At 31.5% G+C, this 1,495-nt stretch carries 1 protein-coding gene and 1 pseudogene; one reads left to right on the top strand and one right to left on the bottom strand.

Features of this window, described 5'->3' with window-relative positions; translation table 11 throughout:
- Positions 1-254: excalibur calcium-binding domain-containing protein (locus V7014_RS20425; protein ID WP_335509777.1), on the top strand; the 254-nt coding region annotated here is incomplete at its 5' end.
- Positions 255-452: 198 nt separating this feature from the next.
- On the opposite strand, the pseudogene V7014_RS20430 reads toward V7014_RS20425, so the two are convergent.
- Positions 453-1,081, bottom strand: a pseudogene (locus tag V7014_RS20430) (DMT family transporter); the annotation flags it as partial.
- Positions 1,082-1,495 lie beyond the last annotated feature (414 nt).

Genomic DNA, 1,495 nt, shown 5'->3' on the forward strand with positions numbered 1-1,495 from the left:
GTTTAGCAGAAGAAAAACGCAAACAAGAAGAGGAAGCACGTTTAGCAGAAGAAAAACGTATACAAGAAGAGGAAGCACGTCTAGCAGAAGAAAAGCGTAAACAAGAAGAAGAGGAAAAAGAGCAACAGAATTATGTATATTATGAAAACTGTGATGAAGCCCGTGAAGCTGGAGCTGCACCAATCCGTAGAGGTGAAGCAGGTTATGCTAAACATCTTGACCGCGATGGTGATGGAGTTGGGTGCGATAGATAATAATTAGGCTACTAAAACTTGACTATTCATTTAATAAAATTGATTTACAAGGTAAGCTATTTTTTAAGGAAATATACAAGGATTTTGTTAAGTAATTATATAATATTGTTTAGACGTTCTACACGACTTGAATCATAATATTAAAAGGAAAGGCTCTTTTTGAAGCGTTTCCTTTTTTAAATTTATATTTTAACACCCTTAATCATTTAAAGATAGATTTTTAATTTGACTCTTACTCTTAGTTTTAGTTGTGGCGATATAAACACCTATCAATACCATAACCATTCCAATTGTTTGTTCCCAAGTCAGTGTGGAACCATAAAAAAAGATGGATATTAGTGTTGTAACAATTGGAGTAAGGTTTAAGTATATACTAGCAGTACTAGTTCCAATCTGTTCAACCCCTTTATTAAAAATAATATAACCAACTAAGGTGCCACATACAACCATGTAAAACATCTCTATCCATCCTTGCGTTGAGAATTCTGAAACTTTTTCCCATCCTCCTCCAAAAAGAGTACTAATAGCAAGGAAAATAGTTCCCATTACTGTCATAATCGTGGTTGCTAATAATGGAGATACATCTTTCATCACCAATTTTCCAACTAAATTATAAAGAACGCCGCATGCTAATGCTGAAATAAACAGTAAATCTCCTTTATTAAACGATAAGGAAAGTAGCATATCTAATGAACCTTTAGTAATAACAACAATTACCCCTACTAATGATAAAATTAAACTAATGCCTACTCTACTATTCCATTTTTCTTTTAAAAATAGAAATGCCCCACTGTAACAAATACAGGCATTGTTGCAATAATTAATGAAATAGACTTTGATTTAGAAATTTATAAGGGCGCTGAATCACAAAAATACTAAGAGATATTCATTAGAATTTTATGAAGGTAAAAATAGTACTAAGTGTTGTTCCTAATGATAAAAACACCTATCAATTATCTGTTAGCAGTGTTGGTTATGATGAATTAGGTAATGTTGATATCGATTCTAAACAAATCCTGACAATATAGATTAATAAAAGTATTTCAGGTGATGAATTTGAAAAAGTTACATCTTCTAATATGCTTTTCTTAGTAGGTAAAAATCATAAGGGGTAAGGTAATTAAAGTTAAGCTTGAAACATCCATTTAAAGCAAGGGGTGTTTTTATTATGGATACATCAAAAAACATGCAACTAAATTTTATCATACAAGTTAGATGTCTGTCCTAGGACATGTTGTAGT

Origin of the sequence: Bacillus sp. JJ722, assembly GCF_036963345.1 — a bacterium.
Classification (GTDB): domain Bacteria; phylum Bacillota; class Bacilli; order Bacillales; family DSM-1321; genus Bacillus_AD.